This window comes from Microbacterium sp. Z12_35, from assembly GCF_058310475.1.
Window position 1 is genome coordinate 16873 of sequence record NZ_JBZEGJ010000002.1, and the last position, 17359, is coordinate 34231.

General features: G+C 70.3%; 18 protein-coding genes. 17 read left to right on the plus strand and 1 reads right to left on the minus strand.

Annotated features, from left to right (window positions below):
* The first annotated feature begins 140 nt into the window (after positions 1-140).
* The 17 genes from AC4FS1_RS13010 to cofD all read left to right on the plus strand — a co-directional run bounded on the left by AC4FS1_RS13010 (position 141) and on the right by cofD (position 16383).
* A complete protein-coding gene (locus AC4FS1_RS13010) occupies positions 141-2054 on the plus strand; it encodes a helix-turn-helix domain-containing protein (protein ID WP_491155789.1) in 1914 nt (637 codons plus the stop codon).
* Positions 2055-2136: 82 nt separating this feature from the next.
* Positions 2137-3084 (plus strand): 3-hydroxyacyl-CoA dehydrogenase family protein, encoded by a 948-nt coding sequence (locus AC4FS1_RS13015; protein WP_491155790.1) that lies wholly within the window; start codon positions 2137-2139, stop codon positions 3082-3084.
* Between the two features lie 20 nt (positions 3085-3104).
* Positions 3105-4337 (plus strand): serine hydrolase domain-containing protein, encoded by a 1233-nt coding sequence (locus tag AC4FS1_RS13020; protein ID WP_491155792.1) that lies wholly within the window; start codon positions 3105-3107, stop codon positions 4335-4337.
* A gap of 31 nt (positions 4338-4368) precedes the next feature.
* Positions 4369-5367 carry an NAD(P)H-quinone oxidoreductase gene (locus tag AC4FS1_RS13025; RefSeq protein WP_491155793.1) on the plus strand — a complete coding sequence of 333 codons (999 nt, stop codon included), beginning with the start codon at positions 4369-4371 and terminating at the stop codon, positions 5365-5367.
* Positions 5368-5440: 73 nt separating this feature from the next.
* Entirely contained in the window at positions 5441-5770 is a 330-nt protein-coding gene (locus AC4FS1_RS13030; protein WP_491155795.1) for an NIPSNAP family protein, read from the plus strand.
* Between the two features lie 11 nt (positions 5771-5781).
* Entirely contained in the window at positions 5782-6534 is a 753-nt protein-coding gene (locus AC4FS1_RS13035; protein WP_491155797.1) for an SDR family NAD(P)-dependent oxidoreductase, read from the plus strand.
* A gap of 68 nt (positions 6535-6602) precedes the next feature.
* Positions 6603-7637, plus strand: a complete 1035-nt coding sequence (hemE, locus tag AC4FS1_RS13040; RefSeq protein ID WP_491155800.1) for a uroporphyrinogen decarboxylase — start codon at positions 6603-6605, stop codon at positions 7635-7637.
* Positions 7634-9097, plus strand: a complete 1464-nt coding sequence (gene hemG, locus AC4FS1_RS13045) for a protoporphyrinogen oxidase (protein ID WP_491155802.1) — start codon at positions 7634-7636, stop codon at positions 9095-9097. The genes hemE and hemG overlap by 4 nt, the downstream gene beginning before the upstream one ends.
* 107 nt (positions 9098-9204) lie before the next feature.
* Positions 9205-9702, plus strand: a complete 498-nt coding sequence (locus AC4FS1_RS13050; RefSeq protein WP_491155804.1) for a hypothetical protein — start codon at positions 9205-9207, stop codon at positions 9700-9702.
* Positions 9703-9707: 5 nt separating this feature from the next.
* Entirely contained in the window at positions 9708-10118 is a 411-nt protein-coding gene (locus AC4FS1_RS13055; RefSeq protein WP_491155806.1) for a phage holin family protein, read from the plus strand.
* Entirely contained in the window at positions 10108-10386 is a 279-nt protein-coding gene (locus AC4FS1_RS13060; RefSeq protein WP_491155808.1) for a hypothetical protein, read from the plus strand. The genes AC4FS1_RS13055 and AC4FS1_RS13060 overlap by 11 nt, the downstream gene beginning before the upstream one ends.
* 41 nt (positions 10387-10427) lie before the next feature.
* Positions 10428-11099, plus strand: coding sequence for a hydrogen peroxide-dependent heme synthase (gene hemQ, locus AC4FS1_RS13065; protein ID WP_491155809.1), 672 nt, complete (start codon positions 10428-10430; stop codon positions 11097-11099).
* A gap of 1 nt (position 11100) precedes the next feature.
* Positions 11101-12117: a hydroxymethylbilane synthase gene (gene hemC, locus AC4FS1_RS13070; protein WP_491156769.1), complete on the plus strand. Its 1017-nt coding sequence runs from the start codon at positions 11101-11103 to the stop codon at positions 12115-12117.
* A complete protein-coding gene (locus AC4FS1_RS13075; RefSeq protein WP_491155811.1) occupies positions 12114-12920 on the plus strand; it encodes a uroporphyrinogen-III synthase in 807 nt (268 codons plus the stop codon). Before hemC ends, AC4FS1_RS13075 begins: the two co-directional genes overlap by 4 nt.
* A complete protein-coding gene (gene hemB / locus AC4FS1_RS13080) occupies positions 12917-13900 on the plus strand; it encodes a porphobilinogen synthase (protein WP_491155812.1) in 984 nt (327 codons plus the stop codon). Before AC4FS1_RS13075 ends, hemB begins: the two co-directional genes overlap by 4 nt.
* Before the next feature lie 91 nt (positions 13901-13991).
* Positions 13992-15362, plus strand: a complete 1371-nt coding sequence (hemL, locus tag AC4FS1_RS13085; RefSeq protein WP_491155814.1) for a glutamate-1-semialdehyde 2,1-aminomutase — start codon at positions 13992-13994, stop codon at positions 15360-15362.
* 43 nt (positions 15363-15405) lie between these two features.
* Positions 15406-16383, plus strand: a complete 978-nt coding sequence (gene cofD / locus AC4FS1_RS13090; RefSeq protein ID WP_491155816.1) for a 2-phospho-L-lactate transferase — start codon at positions 15406-15408, stop codon at positions 16381-16383.
* Positions 16384-16523: 140 nt separating this feature from the next.
* On the opposite strand, the gene cofC is transcribed toward cofD, so the two are convergent.
* The gene (gene cofC / locus AC4FS1_RS13095; RefSeq protein ID WP_491155818.1) at positions 16524-17210 is read right to left on the minus strand and encodes a 2-phospho-L-lactate guanylyltransferase; all 687 of its coding nucleotides are present in this window, start codon (positions 17208-17210) and stop codon (positions 16524-16526) included.
* Positions 17211-17359 lie beyond the last annotated feature (149 nt).

Here is a 17359-nt window from a genome sequence, read left to right on the forward strand (position 1 = left end):
GGCGGCGGGAATCACCCGCGACAGGTGGAGGCTGAGTGTGGGAGTGGCATGACGCCGCTTCGGCCCGAGCGTTGCACCTGTGTCGCATGTCATCGCCCCGCACTCGAACACCCGCGGCTCAACTGCCGCAGAATGTGTCTGTGACCGATAACGATGGGCCGCAGCAGGCGCTTGACGACATGCTCGCCGAGCAGGTGGCGCTCATGACTCTCTTGGCTGAGTCAGCCCCCGCTTCAGAGGTGTTCGCCGTGGCCGAATCCATCGCGAGACGGGCGCCCTCCGAGGCGGCGGGGGCAAGCCTCCGAGAGCAGACACTGCGCGTGAAAGATCTCCTTGATCGTCGGGCCCGTCGAGACCGCGACCTGTCCGCGCTGTTCGACACCGCGAAGGACCTGGCGTCGTTGAAGGACCTCACAGCGATTCTCACGTCGATTGCGGCCCGAGGCAGGGAATTGCTGGGCACCGATCTCGCCTACCTCAGCCTCATCGACGAGTCCGGCACAGAGACCAGTATTCGTGTCACGGACGGGACCGTGTCTCCCCTCCTGCAACACCTCCGACTGCCGATCGACGTCGGCGTTGGTGGCCCCGTTGCCCTCACCGGTATGTCCCATCAGAGTTCTGACTACCTGCGCGACGAACGCATCTCCCACAACGCCGACGTCGATGCTGCCGTGGCGGCTGAAGGAATCAAGGCCATTCTGGGCGTCCCGCTGAAGGTGTCGGGCAATCTGATCGGCATCCTGTTCGCGGCCGATCGATCGCGGCGCACCTTCGCGGCGGACGAGGTGGAGATGCTCTCCTCGCTGGGGACCCTCGCTGCGCTTGCCATCGAGAAGACACAGCTGCTCGACCAGTCTCGTGAGGCTCTCGCGGAGATCGAGAGCGCTCACGCGGCGACAGTTGAGCACCAGGCGGCGATTGATCGCGGAGCTGCTGCGCACGAGCTGTTCACGGCGATCATCTTCCGGGGCGGGGGTTTGGAAGAGTTGACCGCGGCCTTGCACGACGTGCTGGCCGTTCCGGCGGTGATCCTGGATGCCGACGGCGAGCTTCTCGCTTCGGTCGGGTTTCCCCGGGGCCCGGAGAGCCTCCCGAGAGTGCCTCCTCGCGATCCCGAAGCGGGGACTCCGCAGACCGATCGCGAGGGGGAGTGGCTCGTCATTCCCATCGATGCTGTTCATGATCGGCTGGGGGCCCTGGCATTGAGCCATCCGACACCGCTCTCGGACGTCAACGGTCGGATCGCCGCGCGAGCCGCGACGGTCGCAGCCCTCCTGCTGTTCTGGCGGCGATCCGTGGCCGAGACAAGTGATCGAGACCGCAGCGCCTTTCTGATCGAGGCCGTCTCCCGGCCGGCCGGAGTGAAGCCCGCGCACCTGCCGTCGGCGAGCTCCAGCCTGCCCGACGGCGCGGACTGGCATGTGTATGCGATTCGGAGCGAGGTCCCTGACCGCCGCGTGCTTTCTGTTCTCAGCCGGCGGCTCGGCTCGCAGCACGTGATGCACGTCCGATACGCCGACGAGTTGGTCGTAGCGTTCTGGTCGCCTGACCCGGTGTTGAGCGCTGCCGATCTGGCCCCGAGGCTGGCTGCAGAACTCGACGCCGATGTGACGATCGGCGAAGCGACGAGCACTGCGGGTCTGGTCGGCCTGCGCGACGCCTACGAAGAGGCGAGCATGTGTCTCAAGGTGTTGCACGCTCTCGGTCGTCAACGCACAGGCGCGGACCGCACTCGCCTCGGAGTGGCGGGCCTGCTGCTGTCGGATTCCAGAGACCTGAACTCGTTCGTGACCAATCAGCTCGGCCCCGTTCTCGAGTACGACCGGCGCCGTGGGACAGACCTGACCGCCACCCTCGACGCCTACTTCCGTACCAATCGGAGCGTGAACGAGACGGCGCAGGCACTCCACGTTCACCCGAACACGGTGACGCAACGGTTGGCGAGGATCGACCACCTGCTCGGCCCCAACTGGCGCGATGGCACTCCGTCACTGGACGTGCAACTGTCACTGGTGATCCACACCGTCATCCGCGACCTCGCGATGGGGTAGGTCACTCAGATACACATTCCCGCTGAGTATGGCGCTCGTCGACATAGCTTTCCCGCAGGGCCGCGGTTACGGTGATGACACTATGTCAGCGAGGACAGAACAGATCTGCATTGTCGGCGCCGGACTGATGGGGCAGGGCATCGCCCAATCGTTCGCCCTGGGCGGATGGTCGCCCGTGCTCGTCGACCGACTTCCTGAGCTCGCCGAGAAGGGGCTCAGCGAAGTCGAGAGAAGTCTGTCGGCTGCTGTCGGGGCCGACCGCTTGCCGGCGTCGCGTGCCGAGGACGCGTTGAGGCGCATCCGCATCGCGGACGACCTGGGCGAAGCATGCTCCACGGCAGACGTGATCTTCGAAGCCGTCCCGGAGACATTGCGCATCAAGCACACCGTATGGGCCGAGATCTCCGCCGCCACGAGCAACCACACGATGCTGGCCACCAACACGTCAGCGCTCGACATCGACGCGATCGCCGTGGCTGTCGGCACTCCCGGCCGGTTCCTCGGCATCCACTGGTACAACCCCGCTCAGCTGATACCGGGAGTGGAGATCGTCCCGGGCCAAGTCACTTCCCCCGAAACCGTCACTCGGGCGCTTGCGCTCATGACAGCCGTGGGCAAGAAGCCGTTCGTGGTGAAGAACAGCCCCGGTTTCGTGGGCAATCGCCTGCAGTTCGCGCTCATCGCCGAGGCCTTTCGGTGCCTCGAAGAGGGTCTCACGACTGCGGAGAGTATCGATGAGATCGCCCGATCAACCTTCGGCATCAGGCTGGGCGACTTCGGCCCGATACGTCTGGCCGACATGGGTGGTCTCGACACGTACGCGTCGATCCTCACCTACCTGACACAAACCCTCGGGGAACGCTTCGCCGTCCCCGCCCTGCTTCAAAACCTTGCCGATCGGGGAGACGTGGGCGTAAAGAGTGGTCAGGGCGTCTTCTCCTACGAGAACGGCGAAGGCGCGGCGCTCTCGTCCGCCCGTGACGCCGCGCTTGCCCGCCGCCTCGAGAGTGGCGCGAACCGCTCGGCATGATGACGAAACAGGAATTCAGTGTGACCACCATCCAGGACGTGGCCGATGCAGTCGTCGGCACCCGTACCGCTATCCGAAAGCGCTCAGCCATGACAGACACCATTCAGGGGACCCCGACCGTTCAGGGGACCGCGGACGCCCGCTTCGACAAGGTCCGCTCGCTGCTCGCGGAGAACATCGAATCCGGCGTAGAGGTCGGCGCGTCGATCGCCGTCGACCTTCACGGCGAGATGATCGCCGACCTGTGGGGCGGGTATGCGGACGCCGACCGCACCAAACCATGGACGGCCGACACGATCGTCAACATGTGGTCCAGCACCAAGACCGTGACGGCCCTCGCAGCGCTGATGCTCGTGGACCGCGGCGATCTCGACGTCTTCGAACCGGTCGCGACCTACTGGCCCGAGTTCGCCGCGAACGGCAAAGAAGCTGTCCAGGTGCGCCACATCATGTCGCACACGTCCGGCGTCTCCGGGTGGGACACTCCATTCTCGATCGAGGACATGTTCGACTGGGAGAAGTCCACCAGTCAGCTGGCAGCGCAGGCTCCGTGGTGGGAGCCGGGCACCGCCTCCGGCTACCACGCCTCGAACATGGGACATCTGATCGGCGAGGTGGTGCGACGCGTCAGCGGCAAGACGCTGAAGGAGTTCGTTCGCACGGAGATCTCCGAGCCGCTGGGAGCCGACTTCCAGATCGGAGCGCTGCCCCACGACGACCACCGCGTGGCGGAGATCATCCCGTTCAAGAACCGTGCCTTCGACCTCAGCCAGCTGCCACCGGGAAGCCCCATGGAGAAGACCTTCTTCGGCCCCAAGGGAGATCCCAACTCAGCCAACGCCCCGGAGTGGCGACGAGCCGACATGGGTGCGGTGAACGGTCACGGCAACGCCCGGTCGATGGCTCGAATCCTGTCCGCCATCTCGCTCGGGGGGACCGTCAACGGCGTCCGGCTCCTCAGCCCGGACACCATCGACCTGATCTTCCAGGAGCAGGCGAACGGGGTCGACCTGGTGCTCGGGGTTCCCCTGCGATGGGGGATCGGCTACGCCCTGCCGCAGCAGGAAACTGTGCCTGCGATCCCCGACGAGAAGATCTGCTTCTGGGGCGGCTGGGGCGGCTCCATGATCATCATGCACCCCGACCGTGGTCTCACGATCTCGTACATGATGAACAAGATGTCGGATGGCACCATCATCTCCTCCGACGTTGCGGACACCTACATCACGGCCATCTACGAAGCCCTTGCATGACGCGTACAACTCGGGTGGTGTCGAGGCGCCCATGACGGTACCTGACGGCGGTGGATCGATGCGCGCGGTCGTCGCGGTGCGTCCTGGCGGACCCGATGTGCTCGCCGTGGTGCATCGGCCCCGGCCCGTTCCTTCACACGGCGAGATCCTGGTGAGGGTCGAGGCCGCCGGCGTCAACCGCGCGGATATCGTGCAGCGGGCGGGCAATTACCCGCCCCCACCTGGTGGGTCCGACGTGCTCGGTCTCGAGTGCGCTGGAGAGATAGTGGAGCTCGGGGACGGTGTGCTCGACCGTCACGTCGGCGAGAAAGTGTGCGCCCTGCTCTCCGCCGGCGGATACGCCGAATTCGTGACCGTGCCGGCGGGGCAGGTCGCACCGATTCCCCCCGGCCTCACGATGGTCGAGGCCGCGTCGGTGATGGAGACGGCCGCGACCGTCTGGTCGAACGTGTTCTGGGTGGGTGGGCTCGGCCGCGGCGACACATTCTTGGTGCATGGGGGGTCGAGCGGAATCGGCACGATGGCGATCCAGCTCGCCGCCGCAGCGGGAGCGAGGGTCGTCACGACAGCCGGCTCGGACGAGAAACTCCAGATCTGCCGTGATCTCGGAGCCGACCTCGCACTCAACTACCGCACGGCCGATTTCGTGGCAGAGATGGTTTCTCGGGACATGAAGGCTGACGTGATCCTCGACATGGTGGGTGCGTCCTACCTGCGGCGAAACGTCGAGGTGCTCAACACGGACGGGAGGCTCGTTGTGATCGGCCTACAGGGTGGGGCGACCGGTGAACTGGATCTGGGGCAGCTGCTCGTACGACGCGGCTCGGTCACCGCTACGTCGCTACGGGCCCGGTCGCCACAGGAGAAGGCCATGATCGTCGGCAGAACCGTCGAGCACGTGTGGCCGCTGCTGGCCGACAAAGTGATCCGACCGGTCGTGCACCAGACGTTCGAGCTGGAAGACGTGGCCGAGGCGCACAAGGTCATGGAGCGATCCGACCACGTCGGCAAACTGGTGCTGACGCTGTGACGCCGCATCGAGCCGGCCGTCGCGGCTCTTCTCTGTCCCGAGTAGTCAGCACCCACCCGCACCGAGGAGCGAGATGATCGTCGATCAACGGACCTACACCACTCGACCGGGGCGCCTGCAGGACTTCGTCGACACGTTCGCGGCGCAGGGGCTGCCGTTGTACACGCGGTACTGCGGGACGCTGATCGGTTACTTCACGTCCGAGAGTGGCGCGCTCAATCAGGTGGTGCATCTCTGGGGGTATGCCGACGCCGCGGATCGCGACACCCGTCGCGCGGCTCTTGCGCGCGACCCGGGCTGGCAGGCCTATCTCGACGTGTCCCTGCCTCTGCTGGTCAGCCAGGAGAGCCGGCTTCTGAAGCCGACGGCCTTCTCCCCGAGCTTCACTCCGCCCGTCGGCTAGGTCGCCGGCTCATGGATCTCGGGCTGACAGGGAAGGTCGTCCTACTGACGGGAGCCGCCGGTGGGATCGGACGTCACACGGCGGTCCGGTTCGCGGAGGAGGGTGCCACGGTGGTGGCCGTCGATCGCGACGAGACGGTGCTGGAGCGGCTGGTGCCGGAGCTCCCCGGCACCGGGCACAGCCACATCGCCGCGACGCTGACGGGCCAGGCGACGGCGGATGCGGTCATCCAGCGGGTTCTGCGAGAGCACGGTCGCGTGGACGTGGTCGCACATCTGGCGGGGATGCTCGAGGCGATCCCGGTTCCCGAGGTGAGCGAGGAGCAGTGGGACCAGCACATGAACGTCAACGTCCGTGCCACCTTCTTCCTCACGCGGGCGGCCGCCGAGGCGATGAGGGCCCGAGGTATCCCAGGGCGCATCCTCATCATGTCCTCGGGGTCGTGGCTGTCTGGCGGAATGTCGACCCGACTGCCCTACGCGACATCCAAAGGCGCGGTGACCACGATGGCCCGGAGTCTCGCCAAGGAGTACGGGCCCGCGGGCATCTGTGTCAACTGCATCGCGCCGGGATTGATCGATACCGCGATGATGCGACAGGGGCTGTCGTCGCAGGAGCGGGCGGCCATGGAGGCCGCGACTCCGTTGCGCCGCTTCGGTCGCCCGGAAGAGATCGCGGATACGACCGTGTATCTGTGCTCCGACCGCGCCTCGTTCGTGTCGGGCGCGACCATCAACGTCTCGGGCGGGAACACGCTCTACTAGGGCGCCGGAAGGCCGCAGGCGCCCGGCGCCCAGCGGACGCGCGGATGCCGGGTGCGAGGATGGAGGACATGCCCGCCCCCGACGCACCCCTCCTCCGCGCCCTCCGTGGCGACCGCCCCGAACGTACCCCGGTGTGGTTCATGCGGCAGGCCGGGCGCTCGCTCCCGGAGTACCGCGAGCTGCGGGTGGGCACCCGGATGCTGGACGCCTGCCTGACGCCGGATCTCGCGGCCGAGATCACCCTGCAGCCGGTGCGCCGCCACGGCGTCGACGCGGGAATCTTCTTCAGCGACATCGTCATTCCGCTCCGCCTGGCAGGCATCGACGTGGAGATCGAGCCCGGACGGGGGCCGGTGTTCGCCGACCCGGTGCGCACCGCATCCGATGTCGCGCGCGTCACCGCGATCGACCCGTCCGCTGTCGCCGAGGCGGCAGAACCCGTGCGGGAGGCCGTGCGGATCGTAACCGCAGAGCTCGGCGACACCCCGCTCATCGGGTTCGCCGGCGCTCCCTTCACCCTCGCCGCCTACCTCGTGGAGGGCGGGCCATCCAAGGAGCACCTGCGCGCGCGGGCCATGATGCATGCCGACCCGGCTTCCTGGCACCGGCTGGCCGGGTGGCTGGCGGCAGTGTCGGCGGCCTTCCTACGGGCGCAGACGGATGCCGGAGCCGCCGCCGTGCAGCTGTTCGACTCGTGGGCCGGATCGCTGTCCACGGCCGATTACCGCTCCTACGCGGCGCCGCACTCCCGGGAAGCCCTCGAGGGACTCGACGTGCCCCGCATCCACTTCGGCATCGGAACCGGACCGTTCCTGGCCGACATGCGCCTGGGCGGCATCGCCGACGCCGTGGGTGTCGACTGGCGCCTGCCTTTGGATGAGGCGGCGGCCGTGCTCGGCGCGGAAACGACGGTGCAGGGCAACATCGACCCCGCGCTCCTGACCGCACCCGAGGAGGTGCTCCTCGCGCACGTGGACGACGTCCTCACCCGGGGCCGTGCCGCTCGCGCGCACATCCTCAACCTCGGCCACGGGGTCCCGCCCGACACCGACCCCGGTGTCCTCACCCGCATCGTGGCCGCAGCGCACGGGGAGTCGGCGTGAGCGGACTCGACCTCGACCGACTCGCTGCGCAGGCGAGCCAGGCGCACGTCGCCATCGTGGGTGGCGGTATCGCCGGTCTGGTCGCGGCGTGGGAGTTCGCGAAGGTGGGGGTGCGGGTCACCGTGCTGGAGCAGGACGACCGCCCCGGCGGCGTCGTGCGGTCGGCTGAGGTCGACGGACTCACCCTCGACGTCGGTGCGGAGAGCTACGCCACGCGCGGCGGCACGGTGCGCGCGCTGATCGACGAACTCGGACTCGGCGATGCCGTGACCGCCCCCAACCCCGGCGGCGCGTGGGTCGCCGGCCTTCCCGGTGGAGCGGCGGCCCCGCTGCCGCGGGGCGGCATCCTCGGCATCCCCGACAACCCGTGGGCGCCGGAGGTGCGCCGCATCATCGGGTGGGCCGGGTCGTGGCGCGCGTATCTCGACCGGCTGCGACCGCCGCTGACGATCGGGCATCGGCACAGCCTCGGCGAGCTCGTGCGCACCCGCATGGGATCCCGCGTGCTGGAGCGTCTGGTCGCACCGGTGACGGGCGGGGTGTATTCGGCCCGGCCCGATGACATCGACGTCGACCTGGCGGCTCCGGGATTGAACGCGGCGCTCACCCGTACCGGATCGCTCGGCGGCGCGGTCGCCGACCTCCGCGGGAGCCGCACCACGGCGCCGGGTGGTGCCGTGGAAGGGCTCGTCGGCGGGATGGCGACCCTTGTCGATGCGCTCGTGGCGCGCGTGCGCGACCTCGGCGGAGAGGTGCGCACCGGCGCACGGGTCGCGGCTGTGCAGCCGCGGGATGCTGGGTGGCGGGTGCTCCTGGAGAACCCGGACGACGACGCCGTCGAAGCGGACGCGGTGGTCGTCGCCGTCCCCGAGCGCGCCGCACGGGCGATGCTCGCGCCGGTCGTTCCCGCGCTGGATGCGGAGACCTCCCTCTCACCCGTCGTCGAAGTCGTCACCCTGGTCGTGGACAGCGCCGACCTGGATGCCGTCCCGCGTGGCTCGGGGGTGCTGACCGTGCCCGGTGCGCGCGCGGCCAAGGCGCTGACGCACTCCACGGCGAAGTGGAGCTGGGTGGCCGAGGCCGCCGGACCGGGCCGGCACGTCATCCGCGTGTCCTTCGGTGCGCAGGGGGAGGAGCCGGCCACCGCCGCCCTGGACGAGGATGCGGCGGCACAACTCGCGCTGGCCGAGGCGTCCGCGCTGCTCGGCGTTCGCCTGGCCCCCGCGGATCTGCGCGGTGCCCGTCGCGAGCGTTACCCGCAGGCGCAGCCGGCCGCCACGATCGGCCGCGCTGCGGCAACCTCCGCCGCGCGGGGGGCGATCTCCGCCGTCGGTGGGCTGGGAGCCGTGGGCGCGTGGCTCGCGGGCACCGGACTCGCGCAGGTCGTGCCCGACGCGCGCACCGAAGCCGACCGCATCCGCTCGGCGCTGCTGTGGGGGAGGTCTGCGCCGCCCGCGTGACCCTGCCCCGGTCGCCCGGCGATGTCAAGGGCGAATGCCGCGGGCGGCATACGGCGCTACTGTGGGATCCCACGTCACCTCCCATCATCAATCGTGAGGAGCGCCCCATGAAGGGCAAAGTAGGAATCGTCATCGGCCTCGCCGCCGGATACGTACTCGGCAGTCGCGCGGGCCGCGAACGCTACGAGCAGATCAAGGAACAGGCGGCAAACGTCTGGAACACCGACCCGGTGCAGAAGAAGGTCGACAAGGCCAAGGCCTTCGGGGCCTCTGCCGCGAAGGTGGTCCCGGGCGCGCTGTGGGACGGCGCGAAGCGCGTCACCAGCGCCGCGAGCGGCTCGGGCAGCGTCCAGGAGAAGGCCCAGCGCGCCGCCTCCACCGCGAAGTCTGCCGCGCGTGACGTTGCCGAGGCCGTCGAGGAGTCGATGGAGGAGGCCGAGAAGGCCGCCGCCGACGAGTCCACGGGCACCTCGGGCACCTCATCCACCGGGTCGCAGGGCGGCTCGAACGGCTCGCAGGGCGGCTCGAACGGCTCGCAGGGCGGCTCTAACGGCTCGCAGGGCGGCTCGAACGGCAACCAGAGCGCCTCCAGCACCGGGAGCTGACTGATATGACGACGCCTCGCGGGTTCCGCGATCGCGCCGACGAGAGCCTTTTCACTCTGCTCGGGGATGTCCCCGACCTGGTGCGCAATCTCGTCGTCGCCGAGATCAACGCCGCCAAGAAGTGGCTGGCCAAGACGGCGAAGGACGCTGGAATCGGCGCAGGCTGGTTCGTGGGCGCGCTGTTCGTCCTGTTCTGGTCGCTGCCGGTGTTCTTCGCGTTCGTGATCGCGGGGCTGTCGTCCTGGTGGCCCGTGTGGCTGTCGGCGCTCGTGGTCTTCGGCGTGATGCTGGTGATCGTGGCCATCCTCGCGATCCTCGGGATCATGCGCTTCCGCAAGCTGAGCTCGCGGGACAACCCCGGATCAGCGGTGGCTCAGGACATTCGGATCGTGAAGGAGGCTGGCGATGAGCGTTGATCGTCCGATCCCCGTCCCCCGCACGGGCGTGGCGCTGGGAATTTCCGACCCCGTGGAGAAGGCCCGCGCCGAACTGAAGGCGACGCTGGCCGCCATCGAGATCAAGGGGAACGTGCCGCGTCGCCTCGGGCACGGCGTGGATCGCGCCGTCGCCCGAGCGCGCGATTTCCGCCGCACCAATCCTGCCGGAGCCGCTGCGGCGGTCGTCGGGGTGGCCGCGACGGTCGGCGGCCTCGTCTGGCTGGCCGTCCGGGCCTACACGCGCTGAGCGCGTTTGGCCGCGCGCGGCCTGCGGGGGAGACTGGGGGTATGTCCGAGGAGTCCCCTGCATCCGTCTTCACGCTCTGGGCCGTTCTCCGGCGCGACCCCGAGAATCCGGTGTCCGAGCCCGACGCCACCGAGCTGGCCGACATCGTCACGCTGATCGAGGACGGCGGTGTCAGCATCCGCGGTTTCTACGACGTCAGCGGACTGCGCGCCGACGCCGACCTGATGATCTGGATGCACGGGCCGGATGCCGAAGCCCTGCAGCGCGACCTGCGCCGTCTTCGCCGTACCGAACTGCTCCGTCCGCTCCTGCCGGTGTGGAACGCGATGGGCGTGCACCGCGACGCCGAGTTCAACCGCGCCCACGTGCCGGGGTTCCTCCGCGGGATCCCCGCGAAGCAGTGGCTGACCGTCTACCCGTTCGTCCGCAGCTACGAGTGGTATCTCCTCCCCGATGAGGAGCGCCGCGCGATGCTCGCCGACCACGGGCGCAAGGGTGCGGCCTTCACCGGCGTGACCGCCAACACCGTGGCTTCCTTCGCCCTCGGCGACTACGAGTGGCTCCTTCCCATGGAGGCCGATGTGCTCACCGACCTCGTCGACATGATGCGGGAGCTGCGCTACACCGAGGCTCGCCGGCACGTGCGCGAGGAGGTGCCGTTCTTCACGGGACGCCTCATCGGGCCGGAGGACGTGCCCGAGGTCCTGCAGTGAGCTGGCGATGAGCCTCCGGATCGGCACCCGCCGGAGCGCGCTCGCTCTCGCCCAGTCGCAGCAGGTTGCCGACGCGCTGGCGGCCGCATCCGGGCAACAGGTCGAACTCGTCCCCATCGTCAGTGAAGGCGACGTGTCGCGCGCCTCGCTCTCGGAAATCGGCGGGCGCGGCGTGTTCGCCACGAACCTCCGGGAGGCACTTCTCGCCGGGCGGTGCGATCTGCTGGTGCACTCGCTGAAAGATCTGCCCACCACCCAGCCCGAGGAGTTCGTCCTCGCCGCCACCCCGGCCCGCGAAGACGCTCGCGACGTCGTCATCACCCGCGACGGGACGCCGCTGGCGGACTTCGTGGCCGGCACCGTCGTGGGCACGGGATCCCCGCGCCGCGTCGCTCAGGTTCGGCGTCGCAATCCCCGTGTCCGCGTGCAGGATCTGCGCGGCAACGTGGACTCGCGCCTGGGCCGCGTGCGCGACGGAGAGCTGGATGCGGTCATCCTCGCCGCCGCCGGACTCTCGCGACTCGGCGGCGACCTCGGCGGATTGCACGCCGAGTCGCTCGGCCTCGCCGACTGGCCGACAGCCCCGGGCCAGGGCGCCCTCGCGGTCGAGACCCGCGCCGACGCGGACGCCGAACTGCTCTCCGCGCTGGCCACCCTCGATCACCTCGACACCCGGATCGCCGTGACGGCGGAGCGCACCGTGCTCTCCGGATTGGACGCGGGATGCTCCGCTCCCGTCGGGACGCACGCGGAAGTGCGGGACGGCGATCTGCGGGTCCGCGCGATCGTTTATGCGCTGGACGGCGCTCATCGGATCGGTCTTGACCGCACCGTCCGGATGCAGCCCCTTCCCGCGGCCGACCCGGGGTATGGTGGGAAGTCAGGCAGCGGCGATGGTGCGATTGCTGCCGACGGCGCGGACCCGATCGCGCGAGCAGCGCGCACCGGGTACGACATTGCACGTCGGCTGCTCGAACGCGGGGCGGCCGACCTGGTACCACGAGAGTCGACCCCATGAACCACAGCTCCCGGCATACGCCGACATCCGAGAAGCCCCTCGCGGGCTGGCGGGTGCTGGTGCCGCGTGGCGGGCCGTGGGGTGACGGCGTCGCCGCCACCCTGCGTCAGCAGGGGGCCGTGCCGGTGATCGCACCGCTCATCAACTTCGCCCCGACGAACGATCAAGCCTCGCTCGAGCAGGCGCTGGCCGAGCTCGCTGCCGGGGCGTTCGACTGGCTCACCGTGACCAGCGCAACGACGGTGGACGTGTTGTATGCGTACCGCGCGCTCATCCCCGGCAACACCAAGATCGCTGCGGTGGGCGAGACCACGTCCGCCGCGCTCCAGGCCGTCGGATATCGCGTCGACCTCGTCCCCGAGCGCGACAACTCCGCTGCGGGACTGGCGGAGGAGATGATCGCACGGGAGAGCGAGCCGCGTGACGTGCTCACGCTCCGGAGTGAGATCGCGAAGCCCGTGCTGACCCGCCTCCTCGCCGAAGCCGGTCACCGGGTGCGCAGTGTCGTGGCGTACCGGACGGTGGGCGTGCCCGTCACCGAGCGGATCGCGCAGGACGTCGCGTCCGGCAGGATCAATGCGATCCTCGTGACGAGCGGATCCGTCGCCGAGCAGGTGCACGAGCAATTCACTGAGATTCCGGAGACGACCGTCATCGCCGCGATCGGCCCGCGCACCGCGAAGGACGCACGTCGCTCCGGACTGAGCGTCGATGTCATCGCCGACCAGCAGACCGTGGATGCCCTGATCGACGCGGTCTCCCGCTTCTCCCTCCCGCACGCCGCGGACGAACTGCAGCCGTGAGCTTTCCCTCGCATCGGCCGCGCCGCCTCCGCCAGACCCCCGCCGTTCGGCGGCTGGTCCGCGAGACGCATCTCGTTCCGTCGCAGCTGGTCCTGCCCCTGTTCGTCCGCGAGGGGATCGCGGAACCCGCGCCGATCTCGTCGATGCCCGGCGTACATCAGCACACGCTCGACTCACTTCGCGCGGCGGCCGTGGATGCGGCTGAGGCCGGCGTCGGCGGAGTCATGCTGTTCGGCGTGCCGGCGGTGCGCGACGCCGTCGGATCCGGAGCCGACGACCCCCGCGGCATCCTCAACGTCGCGACCGAGGCGATCGTGGCGGAGGTGGGCGACGCGCTCGTGGTGCAGACCGACCTGTGCCTGGACGAATTCACCGACCACGGGCATTGCGGCGTCCTCGACGGCCGCGGAGGCGTCGACAACGACGCGACGCTGGAGCGGTACGCCGCCATGGGTCTCGCGCAGGCCCGTGCCGGCTCGGTGATGCTCGGGCTCTCCGGCATGATGGACGGCCAGGTGGCGTACGTGCGCGCGGCACTGGATGCCGAGGGGTACACCGACACGCTGCTGCTGGCGTACTCGGCGAAGTACGCGGGAGCGTTCTACGGACCCTTCCGTGAGGCCGTCGACTCGCAGCTCACCGGCGACCGCCGCACGTACCAGCTCGACCCCGGCAACGGCCGCGAAGGTGTGCGCGAGGCGCTGATCGATGTCGACGAGGGCGCCGACGTCGTGATGGTGAAGCCGGCCCTGCCGTACCTCGACGTGCTCGCCGAGGTACGCGGCGCCGTGGACGTGCCCGTGTGGGCGTACCAGGTCTCGGGCGAGTACGCCATGGTCGAAGCCGCCGCCGCCAACGGCTGGATCGACCGCCGTGGTGCGATCTCGGAGAGCCTCCTGGCGATCCGCCGCGCCGGTGCCGACGCCATCCTGACGTACTGGGCAGCCGAGGCCGCCCGCTGGCTCCGCGCCGACCTGTGAACGTCGGAGGATCGCGCCGTCGTCGGACGATTTCCCTCGCATCCTCCGACCTTCGCGACATTCTCCGACGTGGCTGGAAGGAAAACCGCACATGACCGACCGCAACGACGACTGGTTCGAGAGGGCACGGGCTGTCATCCCGGGCGGGGTCAACTCGCCCGTGCGGGCGTACGGATCCGTGGGCGGTACGCCCCGGTTCCTCGCCTCGGCCTCCGGCGCCACGGTGACGGATGAGGCGGGTCGCACCTACGTCGACCTCGTCGCCTCGTGGGGGCCCGCGCTTCTCGGGCACGCCCATCCCGAGGTGGTCGCGGCGGTCCAGGATGCGGCATCCCGCGGCCTGTCGTTCGGGGCACCCACCGCGGCGGAGGTGGAGCTCGCCGACCTCATCGTCTCCCGTGTCACCGCGGCGCCGGTCGCTGATCCAGGGAGCGGAGCGACCGAGACGCGGCACCCGGTCGAGAAGGTGCGTCTGGTCTCCACGGGCACCGAGGCGACGATGACCGCGATCCGCCTCGCCCGCGGTGTCACCGGCCGCGACCTCCTCGTGAAGTTCGCCGGCCATTACCACGGGCACTCCGACGGGCTCCTGGCCGCCGCCGGCTCCGGTGTCGCCACCCTCGCCCTGCCGGGGTCGGCGGGCGTCCCCGCTCCCATCGCGGCGCAGACCCTCGTGCTGCCCTACAACGACCTCGACGCCGTGCGGGAGGCCTTCGCCGCGCACGGCGACCGGATCGCAGCGATCATCGTGGAGGCCTCATCCGCGAACATGGGGGTCGTCCCGCCGCTCCCCGGATACAACCCCGCGCTGGCCGACATCGCCCACGCGCACGGGGCGCTCCTGATCCTCGATGAGGTGCTCACGGGCTTCCGCGTGCATCCCGCCGGTTTCTGGGGACTGCAGGCCGCCGCCGGAGAGCACTACACGCCCGACCTGTTCACCTTCGGCAAGGTCGTCGGTGGCGGGATGCCGTTGGCGGCGCTCGGCGGACGCGCCGACGTGATGGATGCCCTCGCCCCCACCGGACCGGTGTACCAGGCCGGCACCTTGTCGGGGAATCCGCTCTCGGTCGCCGCCGGGCTCGCCACGCTGCGGCTCGCGACCCCCGAGGTGTACGCGCGGGTGGATGCCGCGGCATCCACGATCGCCGACGCCCTCTCGGCCGCGCTCGCCGCCGAAGGCGTGATCCACGCCGTGCCGCGTGCCGGGTCGCTGTTCGGGGTGGCGTTCCTCCCCGACGTGCCGCGCGATTACGCCACGGCCCTCACCCAGGACGCGTGGCGCTACCCGCCGTTCTTCCACGCGATGCTCGACGCGGGCGTCTCCCTGCCGCCGAGCGTCTACGAGGCGTGGTTCCTCACCGCCGCGCACGATGACGACGCTGTGGCGCGCGTGGTCGAGGCCCTTCCCGCCGCGGCGCGGGCGGCCGCATCCGCCCCTCGGCCGGCGATGTCCGCGTGATCGACGCCGGGGCGCCCGCGGCAACACCGGCGGGCGGTGCCGCGTGAGCGGACCGCGCGTGGTCGTGCTGGCCGGCGGGGTCGGCGGGGCGAAATTCACGCTCGGGGTTCGGGCCGCTCTGGCCCGGCGCGGGGCCCCCGAGGCCACGGTCGTGGTCAACACCGGCGATGACCTGTGGCTCTCGGGCGTGCGGCTGCAGCCCGACATCGACTCGATCACGTACGCGCTGGCCGGCGTGAACGACACCTCTCGCGGCTGGGGCCGGGCCGGCGACACCGAGCGGGTCAACGAGGAGCTCTCCGCGTGGGGCGCGGGCTGGCCGTGGTTCACGCTCGGCGACCTCGACCTGGGGACGCACCTCGCCCGCACCGGATGGCTCCGCGAGGGCCTCACGCCCACCCAGGTGCTGGCCCGGATGGCGCAGCGCTGGGATCTCGGAGCGCGTCTCCTGCCGATGACGGACGACGAAGTCGACACGATCGTCACCGTGCGCGACGACGACGGCGCCGCCGAGCGGGCTCTGCACTTCCAGGAGTGGTGGACGCGCCACCGCGCGGCGCTCACCCCCGTACGCTTCGACAACCCGGGTATCGCGGCGGCGACGCCCGCCCCGGGTGTCGTCGAGGCCATCGCGGCTGCGGACGTGGTGCTGATCGCTCCGTCGAACCCGGTCGTGTCGATCGGACCCATCCTGGCTGTGCCGGGCATCCGCGAGGCGCTGGCGGGGGCATCCGCCGTCGTGGGCGTTTCTCCGATCATCGGCGGACGGGTGGTGCGGGGCATGGCGGACGTGTGCCTCACCGCGATCGGAGTGGAAACCTCCGCCGCTGCCGTCGCCGCCCACTACGGCGCGCGCTCGGCCGGCGGGGTGCTCGACGCGTGGCTCATCGCGGACGAGGATGCCTCCGCCTCGCCTGCGGTGGAGGCATCCGGCATCCGCTGCATCGTCGCGCCGCTGTGGATGACCGACGTCTCGGCGTCATCCGCGATCGCTGACGCGGCCCTCGCCGCCGCATCCTGACCCGACCGCGCCCCGCCCCACCCCGCCGCGCTGCACGCGAGTGCACGACATCGTGCCGACCGCACGGCCTGTGCGCGGAGGAACGTCATACATTCGACACGAGGTCGTGCGCTCGCGCGAACGGGAAGGGCGGAGGCGGGTCAGCGGGCGTAGGCGGCGCCGAGGAGGGCGGATGTCCGCGGGCCGAGGCCGAGGCCCGCGGCCTCGGAGAGCTGCGCCGGCGTGTCGACGTCGCGCCGCAGCGACGAGTCCTCCGGCAGATCGATCACGGTGCAGCCGAGGAGCCGGTGCCGCTCGGCCGACCCTTCGCCGAACGCGGATGTCCACACGGCGCCGGCTCGCGCGGTGACGAGTGTGGACCCGGTGCCTTCCGCGTCGGGAACCAGCCCCCGCTCGAGTGATGCGGCCGCCTCGAGGGCGGCATCCAGATCGGCAGGCCGCAATGCAGGCAGATCGCCCAGCAGGGCGGCGCGCGGCACCCCGGTGCCCGCCGCCTGCGCACCGAGGGCCACGGCGGCGTCCAGCCCCGCGGCATCCCCGTCGCGCACCACCTCGACCGCACGCCACCGTGCGGCCGAGGCCGAGACCTCGGGATCGTCGGTGACCACGAGGATGCGCGCGACCTGCGTCGCCTCGGCCACGGCGGCGATCGTGTCCAGGGCGATGGCGCGGGCCAGGGCCATCCGGTCGCCGCCGGCATCGGCGAGGCGCGACTTGCCGGTATCGGCCGCCTTGACCGGGACGATCACGGTCCACCCGTCCGTCCGCTGCCCGTACTCAGGCTCGTTCGTGTCGCCAACCGGTTCCACGGGTCGTTTCGGGGTCATTCGGTACGTCCATCCTGAGTTCGGCGCGGGAGTCGGCTGCGGGGGCCGGAGTGCGGGGTGCGGGTGCGGGAAAGCGGGCTGCGGGGCGGGGTGTGCGGGGTGCGGGTGCGGGAAAGCGGGCTGCGGGGCGGGGTGTGCGGGGTGCGGGT